A 17,498-nucleotide genomic window follows, 5' to 3' on the forward strand; every position below is an offset into this window, starting at 1 on the left:
TGCCATGGTCTGCGGCGTCGATCCCCGAGTGATCACCCCGGAGCGATCACCCGGAGGCGATCGCGGCCCGCCGCCGGCTCACTCCCCCGCGCGCAGCAGGGGCGGCACCAGGGAGGTGCCGGGGCCCGCGGAGTACAGGCGGGCGGGGCGGCCGCCTGTGGGGGCGGCGTGCCTGTCGAGCTCGGCCAGGAAGCCCTCGGTGCGGGTGGCCTTGCGATGGAAGTTGCCGGCGTCCAGGGTCGTGCCCCACACGTGCTCGTAGACCCCGCGCAGCTGGGAGATGGTGAACTCCTCGGGCAGGAAGGTCACCGCGAGCGTCGTGTACTCGAGCTTGGCGCGGGCGCGCTCGATGGAGCACTCGAGCACCTCGGCGTGGTCGAAGGCCAGGTCGATGTCGGCCAGCTCGGCGATGGGCCACCAGCGGGCGTCGGCCACGTCGTCGCCGCGCTCGGGGTCCGGCAGATCGGCGCCGAGGGCCATGAAGGCCACCGAGATGACGCGGGCGCGGGGGTCGCGGTGCGGGGTGCCGAAGGTGCGGACCTGCTCGAGGTGCACGGCGCTGCTGCCCAGCGAGGCCTCGTCGGCGAGCACCCGGTAGGCGGCGTCGTCGAGGTCCTCCTCGAGCTCGATGAAACCGCCTGGGAGCGCCCAGGCGCCCCGGTGGGGGTCGTCCTCGCGCTGGACCAGCAGGACGTTGAGGGCGTCTGCCCGCAGGGTCAGGACGATGAGGTCGACGGCGACGCGGATGTCTTCAACAGGGGAGGCCATACGGTCACCTTAGGGGTGGTTATGGTCAGGTTGACTGCTACTGCAGTGCGTGTCACAGAATGATCTCAGCCGCCGTCACACGGCCCGAGCCAGCGGGCGCTGCCCTGGTCAGCGGTCCCCGCCCTGGTCAGCGGTCCCCGCCCTGGTCAGCGGGCCCCGCCCTGGTCGTTGCGCCACGGGGCCGCTGGACGGGCCTCGCTCACTCCGAGAGCCAGCGGTCCCACTTCTCGACACGGTGCTCCGCCTCGACGATGCGCACGGTGCCGGACTGGGCCCGCATCACGATCGACTCCGTGATCAGGCGGTCCTGCTGGAAACGCACGCCCTTCAGCAGGTCGCCGTCGGTGATGCCGGTGGCCGCGAAGTAGCAGTTGTCGGTGGTGACCAGGTCCGATGTGGTGAGCACCCGGTCCAGGTCATGCCCGGCATCGATCGCCTTCTGCCGCTCGGCGTCGTCGATCGGGGCGAGCCGGCCCTGGAGCATCCCGCCGGTGGCCTTCACGGCGCAGGCGGCGATGATCCCCTCGGGGGTCCCGCCGGTGCCCAGCAGCATGTCCACCCCGGCGCCGCGCGCGGCCGCGATCGCTCCGGCGACGTCGCCGTCCATGATGAATTTGACGCGTGCGCCGGCGTCGCGGATCTCCTGCACCAGGGGCTCGTGGCGCGGCCGCTCGAGCACGCACACGGTGACCTGGCTGACCGGCTTGTTCAGAGCCTTCGCGACCAGGGTGATGTTCTGCGCGACCGGCAGGCGCAGGTCGACGTAGTCGGCGGCCTCGGGGCCCACCACCATCTTCTCCATGTAGAACACGGCGGAGGGGTCGTACATGCTGCCCTTCTCGGCGACGGCGAACACGGCGAGCGCGTTGTTGTAGCCGAGTGCGGTGAGCCGGGTGCCGTCGATCGGGTCGACCGCGACGTCCACGTCGGGACCGGTGCCGTCGCCGACGCTCTCGCCGTTGAACAGCATGGGCGCTTCGTCCTTCTCGCCCTCGCCGATCACGACGGTGCCGTTCATCCGCACGGTGTCCATGAAGGTGCGCATGGCATCGACGGCCGCGCCGTCGGCTCGGTTCTTGTCCCCCGCGCCCACCCAGCGGGCGCCGGCGATGGCGGCCGCCTCGGTCACGCGGACCAGTTCGAGGGCGAGGTTGCGGTCCGGGGCGGTGGGGGTGCTGGCAGTGCTGGTCATGAAGGCCTCCGTCGTCGTCGTCGGGGTCGATCCATCCCGCGCATCCGGGTGCCCGATCGTGACGGGTCGGGCGATGCCGTGCGGGTGCTTCGGACTCTACCCGGCGCACGGTCGACGCCGGGAGGACTGCGGATGAATGCTCTGTGCAGGACCTGTGGTCATGCCCTGGAACGCCCTATGCCCCTGTGGCACTGTGGCGCTCACGGCGACGCATCCACTGGCGCCATGTGTGCAGGTTCGCCGTAGAGGGCGGAGCCTGCACACATGGCGCCAGTGGGTACGCAGCAGCCGAGTCGCGGACCCGGGATGACCGGAACGAGCCACGGGCTTGTGTTGTGGAGAGGTCAGACGGTGGCGGCGGTCTTCTCGAGGGCTGCGGTGCGGTCCTTGATGCCGGCGCGCACGGCGACGAACAGGGCCACGAGTCCGACGGTCAGGAGCATGTGCCCCAGGCCCGCGATGCCGGGGATGGCGGCGCTGGTGGTGGCGGGGTCCTGGCCGTCGAGGGTGAGGAACCCGCGCACGGCCTGCATCGCCACGGTCACCACGAGGCCGATGTTGTAGGTCCAGTAGAAGACCGAGAAGGAGCGGCGACCGCTCAGGGAGAACACCGCATCCAGGGCGAGGACCACGAGGAACATGACCATGCCCAGGACGAGCAGGTGGGTATGGAGGGTGTTGAGCTGGGTATGGGTGCCGAGGTTGTCGGTGGCCTTGGTGAACTCCCGGTAGAAGAGTCCGGAGGCGAGGCCGAGGATGATGTATGCGAACGCGGTGTTGAGGAGCTTGTTCATGTCTTCGACTCTAGAATCCGGGCGTGACCTGGGGATCAACCGAAGGATTGATCGTCGTGGTGGCCCGGGCCACGCATCGAATGACGAAGGTCGCCAGGCGACGAGTAACGAGCAACGGGCAACGGGCAACGGCCGACGGGCCGCGCGCCGAGGGTCGTGCTGTCAGGCGGCGACCGGCCGACGGACGACCCGGAGGTGCCAGACCCAGAACCCGCCGCCGAGCAGGGCGAAGATGAGGGACGTGAGCCCGAGCGCCACGAGGCCCGTGGTGACCAGCGGTGCGATCAGCCCGGCGAGCAGGGCGTTGAGGACCAGGCCGAAGAAGGTGCCCAGCGAGGCGGCGGCACCCCGCTCGTGCGGGAACAGGTCCAGCACCTCGAGCTGGATCGGCGCGAACAGCAGGGCGACCGTGAACGCGATGAGCATCGGCCCGATGACGGCGAGCAGCAGACCCCAGCTCAGGCCCCCGGTGAACTCCGGCGCGAAGGAGACCAGCACCAGGTTCACGACGGTGGTCACGACGGTGCCGACGAACCCGAAGGTGATCAGCCTGCTGCGGTCCATGAGGTCGGCGACGCGGCCCACCACCCAGGCGCCGGAGAGCATGCCGATGATCAGTGGGATGAACAGCACCCAGAAGTCCCTCTCGCCGAGCCCCAGCAGCCGCACCACGACGATCGAGGCGCCGGCGATGAACAGGAACTGGGAGGCGAAGCCGAAGGCGGAGGCCGCCGCGACCCGCAGCATCACCGGCGAACGGCCCACATGCGCGAGGGACCCCAGCAGCGAGCGGACGCGCAACGGGGTGCGGGCCTCGGGCGGGAGCGTCTCGGGCAGCCGCACGGTGAGGACCAGGACGAGCAGCGCGTAGACGCCGACCCCGGCGAACACCCACCGCCAGTCCCCCAGCAGCAGGAGCCAGCCCCCGAAGATCGGGGCGACCGCGGGCGCGACCGAGAAGATCATCATGACCTGGGCCATCAGGCGCTGCGCCTCGGATCCCGAGAACATGTCGCGGATGACCACGCGGGAGACGATCGTGGCGGCGCCGGCGCTCATCCCCTGCAGCACGCGCAGCAGGATCAAGGTGCCCATGCTCGGCGCGAGCACGCAGCCGAACATGCCGATCAGGTAGATGACGAGGCCACCGATCATGACCTTCTTGCGACCCAGGGCGTCCGAGAGCGGGCCGTGGAAGATCGACATCACCGCGAACGCGGCGAGGTAGGCCGAGACCAGCTGCTGCAGGGCGACCTCGTCCCCGCCGAACTCCGCCCCGATCCGGGTGAAGGCGGGGAACACGGTGTCGATGGTGAAGGGGCCGAGCATCGCGAGCGAGGCGAGCGTCAGCGTGATCCGCGCACCCGCCTTCGCGCGCCGGGGAGCGGGCGGGACGTGGGAGGTGGGGAAGGGCGTGGTCACCGTGTCGATCCTAGGGAGAAGGCCCACCCCGGCGCACCTGCATCCCGCGGGTCGGGAACGCTCACGACGTGGCGTGCGCAGCCGCGACCGACGGGCATAGGCTCTCCCCGGCGCCGCTGCCCCTGGCGACGCCGCCGGTCCCCTGCCCCGTGAGGTCACCCCATGAAGCACATCGCCATGCCGCACACCGATATCTCCGCACCCAACGTGGTGCTCGGGCTGATGCGCATCTCCGAGAAGTCCGACGACGAGATCCGCACCCTGGTGCGCACCGCCCGCGAGGCGGGCATCGACTTCCTCGATCACGCCGACGTCTACGGCAGCGAGCTGCACCAGTGCGAGGCCCGCTTCGCCGAGGCGATGCAGCTCAGCTCCTCCGAGCGGGAGCAGGTCACGCTCCAGACCAAGGCCGGCATCGTGCCCTCCGGTCCCTACTTCGACTACTCCTACGAGCATCTGATCGAGTCCGTCGAGGGGTCGCTGAAGGCGCTGCAGACCGACTACATCGACATCCTCCTGCTGCACCGTCCCGACGCGCTGGTCGAGCCCGAGGAGGTCGCCCGCGCCTTCGACGAGCTGCACGCGAGCGGCAAGGTGCGCAGCTTCGGCGTCTCCAACCACACCCCGCGCCAGATCGATCTGCTCGCCAAGCACCTGAACCAGCCGATCGTCGCCAACCAGCTGCAGCTGTCGATCACGCACTCCACGTTCATCGCGCAGGGCGTCTCGGCGAACATGCAGGGCACCGATCAGGCGATCGTGCGCGACGGCGGCGGGATCCTGGACTACTGCCGCCTGCACGACATCACCGTGCAGGCCTGGTCGCCGTTCCAGGCCGGGTTCTTCGACGGCGTGTTCCTGGGGAATCCGGAGCACGCGGAGCTCAACGCGGTCATCGACCGCCTCGCCGCGAAGTACGACGTCGCCCCCGAGGCGATCGCGACCGCCTGGATCACCCGTCACCCGGCGCAGATGCAGGTCGTCCTCGGCACCACCACGCCGGAGCGCGTCACGGATTCCGCCGCCGGTTCCGAGATCCCGCTGACCCGGCCCGAGTGGTACGAGCTGTTCCGCGCCGCCGGCTGGATCGTCCCCTGATCCGCGCCACGGCCCGACCAGTCGCCGCCTGACCGGCCACGACCAGCAGACGGAGCTGAGGCGACGGAACCCTGCACTGTGCAGGGTCCCGTCGCCTCAGCTCCGTCTCAGGAGCTCTCGCCCCGAGCCTCCGCGCTCAGCACGGCCCGCCGATCACGGCGAAGCCGCGCAGAGCGTGGACCACGGCGAGCACGGTCAGCACCCCGGCGAGCACGTACACGATCCACTGCTGGACGGGGTACTGATATGGATGCTTCCGACGCTGGACGATGCCGGCGACGGCGCACACGAGGCAGAGTGCGGCCGCGATCATCGCACCGTAGTCCTGGTAGGAGCAGGCGGTCTGGACCCCGTTGACCGTGGAGCTCGTCGTGGAGGACAGGGAGATGACGAAGCCGAGCGCTCCGATGACCAGTCCGATATAGGTGGCCCTGGGTATGTCCCTGAGCTTCGTGGTCGGCTCCGGGAGCAGGGGCTGCGATTCGTTCGCGGTCATGGGAAGTCCTCGTCGTCGTCGGTGGTCGGCAGGGGGACGAGCACCACCTCGGCTCGTCGTTCCCCCTGATCCTCGCCTGACCTCTCGGAACCGTCGATGGGGAGGGGTCCTCGGGCAGGACTCCCCATCGACACGGCCAGCCGGGCAGCCCACCGGGCACCGCGCGGCAACCCCTACCGCCACCGGCCGGAACAGACCAGGATGGGACGCAGATTCCCACCCACGTGCCGCATCGGAGCGGCGAGGAGGCACAGCTCATGGCTCAGCGCGACAGGCGTATCGGACTGGTCGGATACGGCGATGTGTCCGTGGTCCACGTCGGGGCGATCGAGGCGATCGACGGCCTGGAGCTCGTCGGCATCGCAGACGTCGACCCTGCAGCGCGCGAGCGCGCCGAGGCCGCGACCGGCCTGCCCACCTTCGCGAGCGTCGACGAGCTGATCGATGCGCTGGGACCGGACGCCGTGCACGTGACGACCCCGCACGACCAGCACGTCGGCCCCTCGCTCGCCGCACTCGAGCGCGGCGTGCACGTGCTGCAGGAGAAGCCGCTCGCCCACACCCTGGCGGAGGGCACGCGCCTGGTGGAGGCGCTCGGAGCCGTCTCCGCCGAGGGCACCGCGAGCGCTGGAGGCACCGTCACCGCCGCTCGGGCCGACGGCGGCCAGGGCGCGCCCACGATCGGCATCTGCTTCCAGAACCGCTACAACCGCGCCAGCCAGGAGCTCGCCCGCCTGCTGGGCAGCGGTGAGCTCGGCGAGGTGCGCGGCGCATGGGCCTCGGTGGTGTGGAGCCGCACCGCGGACTACTACGCCGCGAAGCCGTGGCGCGGGCGCTGGGAGAACGCCGGCGGCGGGCTGCTCATCAATCAGGCGATCCACACCCTGGACCTCGTGCAGTGGCTGCTCGGCCCGGTCGAGCGCACCGAGGGCCTGGTCTCGCAGAAGAAGTTCGCGGGGGTCGTCGAGGTCGAGGACACCGCGGATCTCGTGCTGCACCATGCCTCCGGCATCACCACCACGTTCTACGCGACGCTCACGGCGCCCATCGCCCGGCCCGTGGAGCTCGAGGTCGAGACCGAGAACGCCTACCTCGAGGTGCGTTCGGGACGCGGCGGCGGCCTGACCGTGCGCTGGGCCGACGGCCGTGTGGACACCTTCTCCGACAAGGTCGCCTCCGCCGGCGGGCGGTCCTACTGGGGCGTCTCCCATGAAGAGCTGATCCGCGACTTCTACGCGAGCCTCGATGCCCCCGAACCGTTCTGGATCGGCCCCGCCGAGGCCATGGGGTCGCTGCAGATCCTCAAGGACGCCTACACCAACAGCGGCGTCGGGAACTGAGCCCGCGCCCTCCCCCCGCACCGTCGCCGCCGTCGCAGCGCACGCACGCAGACGCACAGCGCCCGTCGGCCCTCTCCGGGGCCGACGGGCGCTGTGCTGCGCGGTGAGGCGAGTTCAGATGATCTGGCGCCCCTCAGCGCGGGCTTCCTTGACGTCCTTGGCGAAGCCGCGGACGATCGTGATCAGGACGCCGAGCACCAGCACGGGCCACATGAGCAGGTAGACGGTCAGCAGAGCAGTCATAGCGCTCTCCTCTCTCAGGGTGCGGCAGGGCGAGCGGCCCCGCCGCGCGGGTGGTCGGTCAGCGTCCGGCAGGTGCGGAGATCTCGTCGGCCGGCGGAGTGCCGCCCGCCTCGGAGGGCTGATCAGAGGCCTCGTCCTCCTCGTCGAAGTCGCCGGTGATCGTGCCGATCACGGCGAAGTCGAAGTTCTGCGAGGACCTGACGCTCATCAGGTAGCAGACCAGGAACGAGACCGAGTAGGCGACGAGCGAGCCGGACAGCGTCTCGAAGTCACGCAGGTAGCCGAAGCCGAACGGCAGCACCGCGAGGGTCGAGACGATGCCGATGACCAGGGCGGGACGCAGGCCGAAGAAGCCGAACGCCATGATGCCCAGCACCACGCCGACGCCGAGGATCGCGAGCGCCTCGACGGCGAACCCCCAGGCCCCGGTCAGCGGGATGAGCGTGAAGCGCACCGGCAGGAACACCACGAGCGCGACGATGACCGAGACGGTGAACGCCTTGTTGGTGACCTTCTTCCAGTAGAAGGAGGCGATGACCGGGAACACCAGGCAGCCCCACAGGGCGCCGACGAACACCAGCAGGTCCAGGATGTTGAACTTCGCGGTGGCGAAGAACAGGGCCGCGGCGGTCGCGACGATCATCGTGATCCGGCCGATCAGCAGCATGAGCTTCGGGTTCACCTTCGTGCGCCCGACGGACTGGCCGTAGATGTCGGTCATGACGATCGAGCTCAGCGCCGACAGGTCGGAATCCGCGGTGGAGGACAGCGAGCCGATGATCATGATGAAGGCGAGGGCCACGAGACCCACCGGCAGATAGGTGCCGACCATCTGCGGCAGCAGGTTGTTGACGTCCCCGCCCATGGGCTCGACGCCCAGGTAGAGGGCCATCACGCCGAGCATGCCGATGCCGATCACGGTCGCGCCGTAGCCGATGGTCGCGGTGATGAAGGTGGGCTTGATGAGGTCCTCGCGCACGGCGAAGAGCCGCTGCGCGATGGTCTGGTTGCCGATCGCATAGGCGAGCACGGCCGCGATGTAGGGCGCACCCTGGTTCATGAACGCATCCGAGGAGAAGAAGCTCTCCTGCTGCGGGGTGACGTGGCCGGCGGCGACGCCGTCGGCGAACATCTGCGGGCCGCCGACGACGAAGAACACCGCCGGGATGATGATGACGGCCGCGCCGAGCATCGCCAGGACCTGCGCGAAGTCCGTCAGCACCGAGGCGCGGAAGCCGGACCACAGGGTGTAGAGCAGCACGCCCGCGGCGATGATCACGATGCCGGCGCCGAAGCTCAGCGGGGAGAGCATCGCGATGATCGCACCGCCCGCGATGAAGTTCGAGGTCAGCGAGATGACCGAGCCGAGCACGTTGGAGCCCGCCAGCATCAGCTGCGAGGACCGGCCGTGCCGGGCGTACATGACCTCGGCCAGCGTGTGCGCCTTGGGCGCGACCTTCCGGATCCGCTTGCCGAAGGGGTAGATGAACAGGATCATCAGGGCGCCCCACAGCCCGTAGTGGATGGGGCCGGAGACGCCGTAGGTGTAGCCCGCGGTGACCGAGGCGTACATCGAGGACGCCCAGATCCAGGTCGCGGTCATCGACGCCGCGGAGACGCCGAAGCCGATCTTGTTGCCGGCGGTCATGTAGTCGTCGGCGTTCTCCTTCTTGCGGGAGATGACGACGGACATCCACATCGTGCCGCCGTAGAAGAGCAGGAGGAGGACGATCACGCCGATGATGCCGAGCTGGGAGATCTCCCCCGGTGACTCAGGTGGCACAGGACTTCCTTTCGTCGCAGACAGACATGTCTTTCAGTCGTCCGGTCATCCGCGACGCGCGCAGGGCGCGTTGAGTCCAGGGTGGTTCCCCACGTCGGGCAGACCGGCAGCAAGCCCTGTGGTGGGGGCCGTCCGACATCGACTCGGGCGATGCCACGCATCTGCTCCGAGGATGTGAACCGCAACGGCTGCGGCGGGACCCGAGCTCTCACAAGACTCGATCCCGCACGTCACAACCACACATAGGACCTTGGGAAGAGTCGCACACTTATGCACACTCTGCCACCTGAGAAGTCACTGGGATGTCACGTTGCGCTGGTCAGGCCAGCAAAAGGATTGTCGGACAACCATGCGTCCCGCATCACATGACCGTCGCTCCGCATGAACATGCACCATTCAGCCCTGCACGGCCTGACGAACGGGATTTTCGGTCGCGACCATCCCGGCGTTCTGCGCCCCGACCAGGGCCTCGCGACCCTCCCATCACGAGCCCCGCATCCCCGGGGCACGATGGGATGAAAAGAATTTGCACGTTACCCCTCAGTAGAGGGCTAGATTTTCATCTACGTGACACCAGCAGGCCATGGAAGCGGCTCACCGTGGAGTCGTCACCGTTCAAGGACGTCGAAAGGTCATCATGTCTATCCCCCTCTCTGACTCCCGCTCCTCTCGTTCCCCACGCACCTCCGCACTACCCTCCTCCCGTCGCTCCTTCCTGGGTCTCGCCGGAGCCCTGGGCGTCGCCGGGCTCTCGGCCTGCGCCACCGGCGGCGCGAGCGGCGGCTCCGAGCAGGCGGGACCGGCCGCCGCGACCAGTGAGGACAACCCCTTCGGCGTGGACGGCGGGGAGTTCACCGCGTTCGTCTTCGACGGCGGCACCGGGGTCCCCCACCTCGACTTCACGCAGGACCTCTTCGCGACGGAGCGCCCCGAGGTGACCACGAAGATCGTGCGCGCCGAGGACCTCAGCACCCTGCAGCCGCAGTTCGTCAACCAGTCTCCGCCGGATCTGTTCCAGAACTCCGGCGCCGGCGCGCTGGACGTGAACTCGCTGGCCACCAACGATCAGCTCGCCTCCCTCGAGGACCTCCTGGCCGCGCCCAGCTGGGACGACCCCGCGATCACCGTGGAGGAGAGCCTCAACCCCGGCGTGCGCGAGGCGGGCATGGTCGCGGACCAGCTCGTCGGGCTCAACACCGTGCAGTACGCCTGGGCGATCTGGCACGACGCGGCGCTGTTCGCGGGCAAGGGCTGGGAGATGCCGCGCACCTGGGACCAGCTGATGACCCTCTCGGCCACCATCAAGGCCGACGGCATCTATCCGTGGGCATTCACGGGCATGAACGCCAACTACTTCGATGAAGGCGTGTTCCAGCCGTTGGTGGCGAAGATCGGCGGCCAGGAGGTCTGGAAGAACGTCGACAATCTCGAGGACGGGGCCTGGCAGCAGAGCGCGATCCGTGAGGCCGCGGAGGCTCTGCTCCAGCTCAGAACGGACGAGCTGATCCTCCCCGGCGTCGCCCAGATGACCCACATCCAGTCGCAGACGGCCTGGCTGAACCACGAAGCGGCCTTCATCCCGGTCGGTGCCTGGCTCGAGAACGAGATGAAATCTGCGATCCCCGAGGGCTTCGAGCTCACCGCGACCGCGCTGCCCGCGCCAGATGAGTCGCTGGCCGACCTCACACCCAACAACCCCGGGGCCGGCTGGTACGTCCCGGCCGACGCAGCCAACCAGCCCGCCGCCTTCGAGTTCCTCCGCGCCCTGCTCAGCAAGGACGCCTCGCAGAACTACGCGAAGCTCACCAACTCGGTCACGATGGTCAAGGGCGCCCATGAGGGCCAGGAGCTCTCTCCGGCCTTCGCGACCATCACCGAGATGATCGACAAGTCCAACGCCGTCGAGCCCTGGGCCCCCGTGAAGTTCGACTCCTGGTACCCCTCGATGGTCGAGGAGATCCGCGCGGCGCTGACCGCGCTGGTGCTCGGGGACCTGGACGTCGACGGATTCCTGGACCGCTGCCAGAAGAAGGCCGACGCGACGAAGGCCGACGACGCGATCGCGAAGCAGACCCGCTGATGCACAAGCGCGGACAGTGGCGGCTGATCGTCACGTTCACCGTGCCCGGCCTGGTGCTGTACACGGTGTTCGTGCTGTCCAGCTTCGCCCAGGGCGTGCAGATCTCCTTCACCGACTGGACCGGGTTCACCCCCGATCTGACCTACATCGGGCTGGACAACTACCTCCGCCTGCTCGGGGACGGGTCGTGGTGGCGCTCCGTCTGGCACAACGTCGCGCTCCTGGTGGTGATCCCGGTGTTCACGCTGGGGCTGGCGCTGCTGTTCGCGTCCCTGATCACCCGGGGCGGTGCGGGCAACCTCCGCGCCACCCCGGGCGGGGACCTGTACCGGATCCTGTTCTTCTTCCCGCAGGTCGTGCCGGTCGTGATCATCGGCATCCTGTTCAGCTACGTCTACGCCTCGCGCGGCGGCCTGCTGCAGGGGCTGCTGTCCATGGTGGGCCTGGACCTGCTGACCGTGGTGCCCAACGGCCCGCTCGGCAATCCGCGGTTCATCCTGCTGGCCATCGCCGTGGCCGCTGTGTGGTCCTCCGTCGGCTTCTACATGGTGCTGTTCCTCTCCGCCATGGGGCGGGTCCCCGACGAGCTGTTCGAGGCCGCCGCCCTGGACGGGGCCGGGAGGCTGCGCAGCTTCCTCCACGTCACCCTGCCGCTGATCTGGTCCCACGTGCAGACGGCGTTCATCTACCTCGCGATCGGCACGATCGACTCGTTCGCGCTGGTCGCGGTCATGTCACAGACGGGTACCGCGGCCGACTTCGGAGCAGACGTGATGTCGACGTACCTGTACCGCACGGCGTTCTCCCTGAACTCGCAGTTCGGGTACGCCGCCGCCATGGGCACCGTGATGATGCTCGGCTCGGTGGCGCTCGCCCTGGTGACCTTCCGACTGACCAAGCGCGAGGAGTACGAGTACTGATGAGCACCCAGCCCCTCATGACGGATCGTCCTGCACCGGACCCACGTCCTGCGACGCCCGCGCACAGAGTGCCGAAGGGCTCGCGCCCCTCCCGCTCATCCCGCTCATCCCGCGTGGCCGCGCTGATCCCTCAGCTGTTCCTGGTCCCCTGGGCGCTCGTGGTCGCAGTGCCCCTGGTGTGGATGCTGATGTCCTCCCTCAAGACCAACGTGGAGATCTACAACAGCCCGTTCGGGCCTCCCTCCGAGCTGCGGGTGGGGGTCTACGTCGACGCGTGGACCGAATCCAACATCAGCGCGTTCTTCCTGAACACCGTGGTGGTCGTGGCCGGCGGCGTCGGCCTGACCATGCTGCTGGCCGTGATGACGGCCTATGTGATGGCGAAGTACCCGTTCCGGGGCAGCCGCGCTTTGTACTACCTGTATCTCGCCGGCATGACCTTCCCGGTGTTCCTCGCCATCGTGCCGCTGGTGAAGATCGTGCAGTCGCTCGGGCTGTTCGCCACCCCCGTCGGCCTGATCCTCGTCTACGCGGCGTTCTCCCTCCCGTTCTCGGTCTTCTTCCTCACCGCGTTCTTCCGCTCGCTGCCCGAGGAGCTGTCCGAGGCGGCGTTCATCGACGGTGCCGGCCACTTCGGGGTGTTCTTCCGGATCATGCTCCCCCTGGCTCGGCCCGGCCTGATCTCGATCGCCGTGTTCAACTTCCTCGGACAGTGGAACCAGTACCTGATCCCCGTGGTGCTGAACCCGCAGCAGGACGAGGAGCGCTCGAACTACGTGCTCAGCCAAGGACTCGCCGCCCTGGCGCTCGGCGAGAACTACGAGACCTCCCCGACGTCGATGGCGCAGCTCTTCGCCGGGCTGCTCATCTCGATGGTCCCGGTGCTCATCGTGTACATCCTCTTCCAGCGCCAGGTACAGCAGGGCCTGACCGCCGGTGCCCTGAAGTGAGGTGCTCCGGGATGACCCCGCCGGCGATGCGGCATGCTCCGAACCAGACTCCTGACAGCCCCTGTCCTGGGATGATGGGCACCCACCCCGCCGCACACCGGTCTCCCTGCACCGTGCATCGCCACAGGTGGGCCCCCAGCACAGGAAGGCCCCGACACTGATGTCATCCGTCGATCCCGATGCGACCTCGCCGCCGCGTCCCGCCCACGACGAGGGTGCACCGAGCGCTCAGGCACCCCGGCCGCTCCCGATCCTCGCCGTCCTCCGGGCGGAGCTGCCCACCCTGCCGCCGCAGCTCCGGCAGCTGGCCCAGGTCGCGCTGGAGTCCCCCGCGGAGGTGGGGAGGATGACCATCACGGACTACGCGGCACGGGCCGGGTCCTCGGCCGCCTCGGTGACCAGGCTCTGCCGGGCTCTGGGGGTGAGTGGCTTCTCCAGCCTGCGCATGGAGCTCGCGCTGGCGGCGCAGCGGTCCGATCAGGGACCAGTGCCGAGCCTCTCCGGGGACATCACCGCCCAGACGCCGCTGCCCGACCTCGTCTCCCGCCTCGCCCTGCTCGGGGCACGATCCATGGAGGAGACCGCACGGCTGCTGGACCAGGACTCCTTCGAGACCGTGATCGGGGCACTCGGCGACGCCAGCCATGTGTACGCGATCGGCGCCGGATCGGCGCATGCGATCGCGGTGTCGCTCGAGCACAAGCTCCGCAGCCTCTCGATCCCCGCGACGAGCTTCCACGATCCGCCGTCGGCCGTGATCGGGCTGGCCGCGGCCCGGCCCGGTGACGTCCTCGTGGTGGTCTCGGACACCGGCACCGAGAGCGAATGCATCCCGCCCCTCACGGAGGCGAAGCGCCGCGGCTGCGTCACGGTGCTGATCACTCGCCTCTCGCGATCCCCCGGGGCCGTCGTGGCCGACCATGTGCTGCTCGCTGTCCAGGACTCCACCCCGCTGCGCACCGGCACGCTGAACAGCAGGATCTCCGAGACCTTCCTCGTGGACTGCCTCGCTTCCGGCGTCGTGGTCGGCCATCACGAGCGATCCGTCGACGCCCTCAGCTCCGTCGAGGAGGCGCTCGACCGCTACTGGTGAGGCGCTGCCACGCCCCCGCCCCTCCCTGCCCCGCATCCGCCGACCCCAGGAGCACGTCATCTCCTCCGACCCTGCTGCCTCCGGCCTTGCCGCATCCGGCCTCGCCGCGCCCCACCTCGCCGCCACCGAGGCCGCGCCGGCCTCCCGTCTGCACGTGATGAGCTTCAACGCCCTCTTCCAGACCGACTCGTCCTCCCCCGGCGACCCCGGCCACTGGGAGGACCGCGCCCCGGCGATCGAGGCGATGCTGGCCGCAGATCGCCCGGACCTGCTGGGACTGCAGGAGATGCAGGCCTGGACCTACGGGCCGATCGAACGCGGGCTGGGGCCGACGTACCGGTCGATCGGCATGGCGGAGTCCGGCGGCAGCGACGGCCTCATCAACCCGATCCTCTACAACACCGATCGCCTCGAGCTGCTGGGCTGGAACCAGTTCTGGCTCTCGGACCGACCTCGCGAGATCGGCTCCGCGACCTGGGGGAACGCCCGCCCCCGCACGGCGGTGAGGGCACATTTCCGCGATCGGGCCAGCGGCCTGGAGTTCGGGCATATCAACACCCATCTCGACCATGTGATCACCCAGGCGAAGACGAAGGGGGCGCAGCTGATCTCGGACCATCTCGAGCAGTTCCGTCTGCTCGGTCTGCCGTCGATCACCACCGGTGACTTCAACTCGATCGCCCGCCGCTCCCCCGCCTACACGGTCCTCGTCGAGGACTACGGGCTGCAGGACTCCTGGCTCGCCGCCGAGGAGCACCTCAGCCCGGGGTGGGGCACCTTCCCCTTCTTCGGGGAGGTCGAGGAGTCCGACGTCCGCATCGACTGGATCCTGCTGAGCCAGGACGTCCGCGTCGCCGCGGCACGGATCGACGACTTCCGCCTCGACGGGGTCTTCCCCAGTGATCACCTGCCCGTTCACGCGCACCTCGAGCTGCTGGCCCATCAGAGCTGACCGACCCATCAGAGCTGACGCTTCCGCACGCCAGGTGCCCGACACCCACCATCACGCGCAGGGCACCGGGCACCGGCTGTCGGATGCTGGGCACCGCACTACGCTCGGCCCCATGACCCGTATCGGCATCGTCGTCGCCCATCCGCAGCCCGCCGGCATCGAGACCGACACCTCCCTCGATGCGGTGCCGCTCGTGGAGGCGCTGACCCGGCGAGGGGTCCACGCGGAGATGACCCCGTGGCGCAGTCCGGATGTCGACTGGACGTCCTTCGACCTGCTCGTGATCCGCAGCCCGTGGGACTACGCCCTCCATCCGGAGGAGTTCGAGAGCTGGTTGGACCTCGCCGCGTCGAGCAGTCACGTGCTCAACGAGCCCGACCTGGTGCGCTGGAACATGGACAAGCGGTATCTCGCGCAGCTCGAGGACGCCGGAGTGGCGGTCATCCCGGCGACCTATCACCGGGACATCGGCTCCTTCGTCCGGACCCTCGACGAGTTCACGAGCCGCGCCGCGAGCGTGGTCGTGAAGCCCACCGTCGGCGCAGGGTCCCAGCTCGTCGGCCTGTTCTCGGCCACGGACCCCGCCGCCCTGGCCCTGGGCGAGCAGATCCTGGCCTCCGAGGGCGTCGCGATGCTGCAGCCCGAGGTGCCCGAGCTGTCCGCAGGGCACGAGAAGGCGCTCTACGCGGTGGACGGGCACTTCACCCATGCGATCTCCAAGGGTGCCCTGCTCGCCCAGGGCGGCGGACTGCGCGGGGGCATCTATCAGGAGCGGCCCGTCGTCGTCGAGGCCACAGCGCAGGAGAAGGCCTTCGCCGAACAGACGCTGTCCGCGATCTCCCAGGTCACCGGCGTGCCCACGCCGCTCTACGGGCGCATCGACACCGTGGAGTCTGCGGAGCACGGACTCGTCCTGCTCGAAGCCGAGCTCTTCGAGCCGCTGTTCAACCTGCCGCTGGTCCCCGAGGTCACGGAGACCTTCGCCGACGCGATCCTCGCAAGACTGGACACACCCTGATCGGCCGTATGTGCCGACGGACCTGAGCTGATCTCCGGACAGGACGGGGCGTCCGGGGCGAGAATCGACCCTGGTGATGTCGGTGTGCTCGCCCTGGCACCAGGCGCACCGCTCGAGCTGCTCCCCCACCCTCAGTCCTGAAAGGGCCTTCGATGCCGCTGTACGACCTCCCGCTCCCCGCTCTGCGCGAGTACCTCCCCGAGCTCGACGAGCCGGCCGACCTCGACGAGTTCTGGGCGGGCACGCTGGATCGCGCCCGCACCGTCGAGCCGATCCTCGAGATCCGGCCCGTGGAGACCGGGCTGTCCCTCGTGGACACCTGGGACGTCACCTTCGCCGGGCACGACGCAGCGCCGATCCGCGCCTGGTACCTGCGCCCGGCCGGCGTCGAGACCGAGCTGCCGGTGGTCGTGCAGTACATCGGGTACGGCGGCGGGCGCTCGGAACCGATCGAGCACCTGCTGTGGCCGAGCGCCGGCTACGGGCACCTGGTGATGGACACCCGCGGCCAGGGCAGCCGCTGGGGCTCCGGAGGCGACACCCCGGACCCCGTCGGCTCCGGCCCCGCCGCCCCCGGATCCATGACCCGCGGCATCGAATCCCCCGAGACCTCGTACCTCACGCGGCTCATGACCGACGCCGCGCGCGCGGTCGATGCGGCCCGCGCGCTCCCGGGCGCCGACGGGCGCGTCGTGGTCACGGGCGGCAGCCAGGGCGGCGGGCTCGCGATCGCCGCCGGCAGCCTGGTGCCCGACGTCGAGGCGGTGATGGCGAACGTGCCGTTCCTGTGCCAGATCCGTCGGGCGATGGACATCACCGATGCCGATCCCTATCAGGAGATCGTCCGCTATCTCGCCGTGAACCGAGGCCGCGAGGCCGCCGTGGAGAACACCCTGCGGTACGTCGACGTCGTGCATCTCGCGCGGCGGGCCCGGGCCGACACGCTCTTCTCGGCGGCGCTGCGCGACATGACCTGCCCGCCCTCGACGGTCTTCGCGGCGTACAACCACTACGCCGGCCTGAGCGGCGCGACCCCGAGCAAGGACATCGAGGTCTACCCCTTCAACAACCACGAGGGCGGCGCGGCCACCCAGAGCATGGTGCAGCTCGCCTGGTTGCGCGAGCGGATGCCGGTCGCCGCGACCATCCGCTGACCCGGCCGGCCCGACCAGGGCGATCGGAGCTCTCCGCAGCCGGAGCACGGGCTCGAACGGCGCAGAGAACATCGACTGGGCGGTGCTCCTGGGCGCCTCGGTGATCTCCCTGATCCCGATGGTGCTGCTGTTCCTGGTGTTCCGTCGTCAGATCATGAACTCCGACATCAACTCCGGTCTGAAGGACTGACCCGA

Annotated in this window: 16 protein-coding genes; 9 read left to right on the forward strand and 7 right to left on the reverse strand. The window is 69.2% G+C overall.

The window, feature by feature from the left end:
- Positions 1-78: 78 nt before the first annotated feature.
- From ABD093_RS10610 to ABD093_RS10625, 4 genes are all read right to left on the reverse strand, one after another.
- Positions 79-768: an NUDIX hydrolase gene (locus ABD093_RS10610; protein WP_343924356.1), complete on the reverse strand. Its 690-nt coding sequence runs from the start codon at positions 766-768 to the stop codon at positions 79-81.
- A gap of 199 nt (positions 769-967) precedes the next feature.
- Positions 968-1,960: a class II fructose-bisphosphatase gene (gene glpX / locus ABD093_RS10615; protein WP_193115875.1), complete on the reverse strand. Its 993-nt coding sequence runs from the start codon at positions 1,958-1,960 to the stop codon at positions 968-970.
- Between the two features lie 344 nt (positions 1,961-2,304).
- Positions 2,305-2,754 carry a DUF2871 domain-containing protein gene (locus tag ABD093_RS10620; RefSeq protein ID WP_193115876.1) on the reverse strand — a complete coding sequence of 150 codons (450 nt, stop codon included), beginning with the start codon at positions 2,752-2,754 and terminating at the stop codon, positions 2,305-2,307.
- Positions 2,755-2,916: 162 nt separating this feature from the next.
- Positions 2,917-4,176: an MFS transporter gene (locus ABD093_RS10625; RefSeq protein WP_343924359.1), complete on the reverse strand. Its 1,260-nt coding sequence runs from the start codon at positions 4,174-4,176 to the stop codon at positions 2,917-2,919.
- A 162-nt stretch (positions 4,177-4,338) separates the two neighbouring features.
- On the opposite strand from ABD093_RS10625, the gene ABD093_RS10630 reads away from it, so the two are divergent.
- The gene (locus ABD093_RS10630) at positions 4,339-5,274 is read left to right on the forward strand and encodes an aldo/keto reductase (RefSeq protein ID WP_193115878.1); all 936 of its coding nucleotides are present in this window, start codon (positions 4,339-4,341) and stop codon (positions 5,272-5,274) included.
- 136 nt (positions 5,275-5,410) lie between these two features.
- Here the strand turns inward: ABD093_RS10630 and ABD093_RS10635 are convergent, their stop codons facing one another.
- Positions 5,411-5,770 carry a hypothetical protein gene (locus tag ABD093_RS10635; protein WP_193115879.1) on the reverse strand — a complete coding sequence of 120 codons (360 nt, stop codon included), beginning with the start codon at positions 5,768-5,770 and terminating at the stop codon, positions 5,411-5,413.
- Positions 5,771-6,027: 257 nt separating this feature from the next.
- Between ABD093_RS10635 and ABD093_RS10640 the strand changes: the two genes are divergently transcribed.
- Complete coding sequence (locus ABD093_RS10640) at positions 6,028-7,110, forward strand: Gfo/Idh/MocA family protein (RefSeq protein WP_343924362.1); 1,083 nt, start codon at positions 6,028-6,030, stop codon at positions 7,108-7,110.
- Between the two features lie 114 nt (positions 7,111-7,224).
- Here ABD093_RS10640 and ABD093_RS10645 read toward each other — a convergent pair whose 3' ends face one another.
- Together ABD093_RS10645 and ABD093_RS10650 are read right to left on the reverse strand one after the other, a co-directional pair.
- A complete protein-coding gene (locus ABD093_RS10645) occupies positions 7,225-7,353 on the reverse strand; it encodes a putative transporter small subunit (RefSeq protein WP_226849570.1) in 129 nt (42 codons plus the stop codon).
- Positions 7,354-7,411: 58 nt separating this feature from the next.
- Entirely contained in the window at positions 7,412-9,052 is a 1,641-nt protein-coding gene (locus ABD093_RS10650) for a sodium:solute symporter family protein (protein ID WP_226849607.1), read from the reverse strand.
- A 721-nt stretch (positions 9,053-9,773) separates the two neighbouring features.
- Here ABD093_RS10650 and ngcE point away from each other — a divergent pair.
- From ngcE to ABD093_RS10685, 7 genes are all read left to right on the forward strand, one after another.
- Entirely contained in the window at positions 9,774-11,216 is a 1,443-nt protein-coding gene (gene ngcE, locus ABD093_RS10655; RefSeq protein ID WP_343924366.1) for an N-acetylglucosamine/diacetylchitobiose ABC transporter substrate-binding protein, read from the forward strand.
- Complete coding sequence (locus tag ABD093_RS10660; protein WP_343924368.1) at positions 11,216-12,136, forward strand: carbohydrate ABC transporter permease; 921 nt, start codon at positions 11,216-11,218, stop codon at positions 12,134-12,136. Before ngcE ends, ABD093_RS10660 begins: the two co-directional genes overlap by 1 nt.
- Complete coding sequence (locus ABD093_RS10665) at positions 12,136-13,086, forward strand: carbohydrate ABC transporter permease (RefSeq protein ID WP_226849571.1); 951 nt, start codon at positions 12,136-12,138, stop codon at positions 13,084-13,086. The genes ABD093_RS10660 and ABD093_RS10665 overlap by 1 nt, the downstream gene beginning before the upstream one ends.
- Before the next feature lie 160 nt (positions 13,087-13,246).
- A complete protein-coding gene (locus tag ABD093_RS10670; protein WP_343924370.1) occupies positions 13,247-14,179 on the forward strand; it encodes a MurR/RpiR family transcriptional regulator in 933 nt (310 codons plus the stop codon).
- 157 nt (positions 14,180-14,336) lie between these two features.
- The gene (locus ABD093_RS10675; protein WP_193115885.1) at positions 14,337-15,131 is read left to right on the forward strand and encodes an endonuclease/exonuclease/phosphatase family protein; all 795 of its coding nucleotides are present in this window, start codon (positions 14,337-14,339) and stop codon (positions 15,129-15,131) included.
- Positions 15,132-15,243: 112 nt separating this feature from the next.
- Positions 15,244-16,149 carry an ATP-grasp domain-containing protein gene (locus ABD093_RS10680; protein ID WP_343924372.1) on the forward strand — a complete coding sequence of 302 codons (906 nt, stop codon included), beginning with the start codon at positions 15,244-15,246 and terminating at the stop codon, positions 16,147-16,149.
- Between the two features lie 152 nt (positions 16,150-16,301).
- Positions 16,302-17,303: an acetylxylan esterase gene (locus ABD093_RS10685; protein ID WP_343924374.1), complete on the forward strand. Its 1,002-nt coding sequence runs from the start codon at positions 16,302-16,304 to the stop codon at positions 17,301-17,303.
- The last annotated feature ends 195 nt before the right edge of the window (positions 17,304-17,498 follow it).

This window comes from Brachybacterium tyrofermentans, from assembly GCF_039526165.1.
GTDB classification, from domain to species: Bacteria; Actinomycetota; Actinomycetes; order Actinomycetales; family Dermabacteraceae; genus Brachybacterium; species Brachybacterium tyrofermentans.

What these genes read in the sequence shown, in the direction of transcription:
- ABD093_RS10610 (WP_343924356.1), bottom strand. Translation starts at nt 768, where the DNA reads ATGGCCTCCCCTGTTGAAGACATCCGCGTCGCCGTCGACCTCATCGTC.
- glpX (WP_193115875.1), bottom strand. Translation starts at nt 1,960, where the DNA reads ATGACCAGCACTGCCAGCACCCCCACCGCCCCGGACCGCAACCTCGCC.
- ABD093_RS10620 (WP_193115876.1), bottom strand. Translation starts at nt 2,754, where the DNA reads ATGAACAAGCTCCTCAACACCGCGTTCGCATACATCATCCTCGGCCTC.
- ABD093_RS10630 (WP_193115878.1), top strand. Translation starts at nt 4,339, where the DNA reads ATGAAGCACATCGCCATGCCGCACACCGATATCTCCGCACCCAACGTG.
- ABD093_RS10635 (WP_193115879.1), bottom strand. Translation starts at nt 5,770, where the DNA reads ATGACCGCGAACGAATCGCAGCCCCTGCTCCCGGAGCCGACCACGAAG.
- ABD093_RS10640 (WP_343924362.1), top strand. Translation starts at nt 6,028, where the DNA reads ATGGCTCAGCGCGACAGGCGTATCGGACTGGTCGGATACGGCGATGTG.
- ABD093_RS10645 (WP_226849570.1), bottom strand. Translation starts at nt 7,353, where the DNA reads ATGACTGCTCTGCTGACCGTCTACCTGCTCATGTGGCCCGTGCTGGTG.
- ABD093_RS10650 (WP_226849607.1), bottom strand. Translation starts at nt 9,052, where the DNA reads ATGTGGATGTCCGTCGTCATCTCCCGCAAGAAGGAGAACGCCGACGAC.
- ngcE (WP_343924366.1), top strand. Translation starts at nt 9,774, where the DNA reads ATGTCTATCCCCCTCTCTGACTCCCGCTCCTCTCGTTCCCCACGCACC.
- ABD093_RS10660 (WP_343924368.1), top strand. Translation starts at nt 11,216, where the DNA reads ATGCACAAGCGCGGACAGTGGCGGCTGATCGTCACGTTCACCGTGCCC.
- ABD093_RS10665 (WP_226849571.1), top strand. Translation starts at nt 12,136, where the DNA reads ATGAGCACCCAGCCCCTCATGACGGATCGTCCTGCACCGGACCCACGT.
- ABD093_RS10670 (WP_343924370.1), top strand. Translation starts at nt 13,247, where the DNA reads ATGTCATCCGTCGATCCCGATGCGACCTCGCCGCCGCGTCCCGCCCAC.
- ABD093_RS10675 (WP_193115885.1), top strand. Translation starts at nt 14,337, where the DNA reads ATGAGCTTCAACGCCCTCTTCCAGACCGACTCGTCCTCCCCCGGCGAC.
- ABD093_RS10680 (WP_343924372.1), top strand. Translation starts at nt 15,244, where the DNA reads ATGACCCGTATCGGCATCGTCGTCGCCCATCCGCAGCCCGCCGGCATC.
- ABD093_RS10685 (WP_343924374.1), top strand. Translation starts at nt 16,302, where the DNA reads ATGCCGCTGTACGACCTCCCGCTCCCCGCTCTGCGCGAGTACCTCCCC.